General features: G+C 64.2%; 4 protein-coding genes. All 4 read right to left on the minus strand.

Features of this window, described 5'->3' with window-relative positions; translation table 11 throughout:
* Positions 1–109: 109 nt before the first annotated feature.
* The 4 genes from AC06FE_RS19535 to AC06FE_RS19550 are packed head-to-tail and all read right to left on the minus strand — an operon-like array spanning position 110 to position 992.
* Positions 110–343, minus strand: coding sequence for a hypothetical protein (locus AC06FE_RS19535; protein WP_478073992.1), 234 nt, complete (start codon positions 341–343; stop codon positions 110–112).
* On the minus strand, positions 336–530 hold the full coding sequence (locus tag AC06FE_RS19540; RefSeq protein ID WP_478073993.1) for a hypothetical protein: 195 nt from the start codon (positions 528–530) through the stop codon (positions 336–338). Before AC06FE_RS19540 ends, AC06FE_RS19535 begins: the two co-directional genes overlap by 8 nt.
* Entirely contained in the window at positions 523–819 is a 297-nt protein-coding gene (locus AC06FE_RS19545) for a hypothetical protein (protein ID WP_478073994.1), read from the minus strand. The genes AC06FE_RS19540 and AC06FE_RS19545 overlap by 8 nt, the downstream gene beginning before the upstream one ends.
* A complete protein-coding gene (locus AC06FE_RS19550) occupies positions 816–992 on the minus strand; it encodes a hypothetical protein (protein WP_478073995.1) in 177 nt (58 codons plus the stop codon). Before AC06FE_RS19550 ends, AC06FE_RS19545 begins: the two co-directional genes overlap by 4 nt.
* Between the last annotated feature and the right edge of the window lie 111 nt (positions 993–1,103).

The following is a 1,103-nucleotide window of genomic DNA, read 5'->3' on the forward strand; positions in this document are numbered from 1 at the left end:
CGGCTCAGGCATCGCGCGGAGCGCGGCCACTTCTTCGTCCAGGTGCGAAGACGCGCCCACCGGCTCGCTGAAGCGCGGATCGGCGCGGCGCAAGCCGTAGGAAATGCGGTTAGCCATGCCAACCGTCCTTGAGCTTGAGGCAACGTTCGCACCTCACAGGGTCCGGCAGATGGACGCGGCGCGGCGTCCAAGCGTGCACCCCTACTCGGCACCACAACTTGCCAACGCGCTCATTCGCCCAATCGAACAGCGCCAGAAAGCCGGGAAGCAGCAGCCAACCGCCAAAGAAGACGACGACGAAGGCGAACATCAACTCATGCCACACGGGAGGAATATCAAGCACGACGCGCCTCCCTGATCGCACGAAGGCGGCGACGGCGCGCGCGAACACGCAGGCGATCCATCCAGAACCACCAGTCGGTGGTGATCAGAATCCACATGACCGGCAGCGCCAGAACGCACCAACCAATGGCACGCATCAACTGATCCCACTCGGCAGCGGTGATCACGTAGCAAGTCGGATCAGCCACGGCCCACCTCCGCCGCGGGCTGTGTCATCGCCGCCATGCAGGCGTGGCGAACGCGGGAGTGCGGGGGGAACTCCGCCTGTGCCTGGGCAACGTGGGCCGTCTCTTTCAGCGTCAGCGCATACAGGTGTAAGGCGAGCAGCCGTTCCTGCCGACGCTCGCGGTTGGCATCAAGGTCATTGGCGTAATCACGGCACACGACGATCACGATCAGCACGCACACCAGCAGCAATGCCGAGCCGCAGGCCACAGCGGCAATCGCCACCTGCGGGTCAACGGAGACAATGCTCACTTCTGCCCCCACTGACCGACTTGCAGTTCACCAAGGGCGAGCAGCTGATAGCGGACCTCAATGGCATCGCGGAACAGGGACGCCATGACGTCATTGCCGTGGCGGCGATAGCCGCTCAGGTTGTGATGCAGACAAGCCAGCGTGTTGCGCCGTGCAAGCGTGATCGGGTCCATGTGCCCCTCCCCTACCCCCTCGCCCTAGAAACCCGCTCCCGGCTCTAGGGGGAGGCCGGGGCGGGTGCGTATGCGAATCCGCAGACACGGCGCATGTATATTGATTCGCAG

The organism is Stenotrophomonas sp. Steno-C18 (assembly GCF_056393195.1).